This window comes from Haemophilus paracuniculus (assembly GCF_002015115.1).
GTDB classification, from domain to species: domain Bacteria; phylum Pseudomonadota; class Gammaproteobacteria; order Enterobacterales; family Pasteurellaceae; genus Haemophilus_E; species Haemophilus_E paracuniculus.
Map to the genome: position 1 here is coordinate 1 of NZ_MUYA01000026.1, position 1,259 is coordinate 1,259.

Below are 1,259 nucleotides of genomic sequence, written 5' to 3' on the forward strand. Positions count from 1 at the left end.
AGCAAAAAGGCGTATCTTTCGATACGCCTTTCTTATTATTTCGCTATGGTTTTGCGATTTGTTCTCAAATCATTATTTGATGATTTTCGCAACAACACCCGCACCTACGGTACGACCACCTTCACGAATCGCGAAACGAAGACCTTCGTCCATTGCGATTGGGTGAATGAGGCTTACAGTCATCTTGATGTTATCGCCTGGCATTACCATCTCAACACCTTCCGGTAATTCGATAGTACCTGTTACGTCCGTTGTACGGAAGTAGAATTGTGGACGGTAACCTTTGAAGAATGGAGTGTGACGACCACCTTCTTCTTTTGATAATACGTAAACTTCTGATTCGAAGTCTGTGTGTGGGGTAATTGAACCTGGTTTCGCTAATACTTGACCACGTTCGATTTCTTCACGTTTAGTACCACGTAATAATGCACCTACGTTCTCACCTGCACGACCTTCGTCAAGTAATTTACGGAACATTTCAACGCCAGTTACGGTTGTTTTCGCGGTTTCTTTGATACCAACGATTTCAACCTCTTCACCCGCTTTGATGATACCACGCTCAACACGACCAGTTACTACGGTACCACGACCAGAGATTGAGAATACGTCTTCGATTGGTAACAAGAATGGTTTGTCAATCGCACGCTCTGGCTCTGGGATGTAGCTGTCTAAGTGACCTGCTAATTCAAGGATTTTTTCTTCCCACTCAGCCACACCGTTTAATGCTTGTAACGCTGAACCACGTACTACTGGTGTGTCATCGCCTGGGAAGTCATATTGTGAAAGAAGTTCACGAACTTCCATTTCAACTAATTCTAATAACTCTTCGTCATCCACCATATCGCATTTGTTTAAGAATACGATGATGTAAGGAACACCTACTTGGCGACCTAAAAGGATGTGCTCACGAGTTTGTGGCATAGGACCGTCTGTTGCTGCTACTACTAAGATAGCACCGTCCATTTGTGCCGCACCGGTAATCATGTTTTTAACGTAGTCCGCGTGTCCTGGGCAGTCAACGTGTGCGTAGTGGCGAGTTGCTGTGTCATACTCAACGTGTGAAGTATTGATGGTAATACCACGCGCTTTCTCTTCTGGTGCGTTATCGATTTGGTCGAATGCACGTGCAGAACCACCGAAGTGTTTCGCTAATACGGTAGTGATTGCTGCTGTTAAAGTTGTTTTACCGTGGTCAACGTGGCCGATTGTACCCACGTTTACGTGCGGTTTTGTACGTTCAAATTTTTCTTTAGACATTT

Annotated in this window: 1 protein-coding gene; it reads right to left on the minus strand. The window is 44.6% G+C overall.

The window, feature by feature from the left end; genetic code table 11:
- Positions 1–72: 72 nt before the first annotated feature.
- On the minus strand, positions 73–1,257 hold the full coding sequence (tuf, locus tag B0187_RS10055) for an elongation factor Tu (protein ID WP_078237711.1): 1,185 nt from the start codon (positions 1,255–1,257) through the stop codon (positions 73–75).
- Between the last annotated feature and the right edge of the window lie 2 nt (positions 1,258–1,259).

Coding starts and splice junctions, on each gene's coding strand:
- tuf (WP_078237711.1), bottom strand. CDS start 1,257: ATGTCTAAAGAAAAATTTGAACGTACAAAACCGCACGTAAACGTGGGT.